1 pseudogene is annotated in these 246 nt (G+C 60.2%); it reads right to left on the minus strand.

Annotated elements, in window-relative coordinates:
- A pseudogene (locus RAD10_RS42390) lies at positions 1-246 on the minus strand (amidohydrolase family protein); the annotation flags it as partial.

The following is a 246-nucleotide window of genomic DNA, read 5'->3' on the forward strand; positions in this document are numbered from 1 at the left end:
CGGTGCCGATGCCCATGTTGACGCCGGCCTTCAAATACTTGTCGAACGACTCCATCACGATGCCGAGCTTTAAATATTTCAGCGGGCTGTAGGCGACCGAGGCGCCGGAATCGGCGATGATCTTGAGATCGTCGCCGAACGGGAACGCGGTCCAGCTGTGGCCGGCGATGAAGATACAGTGCGAGAGCGAGACTTCGGGATCGAGAAAGCCGATGCGCTTGAGCAGCTCGATCGGCGTCGCGCGCT

This window comes from Bradyrhizobium sp. 23AC, assembly GCF_054863025.1.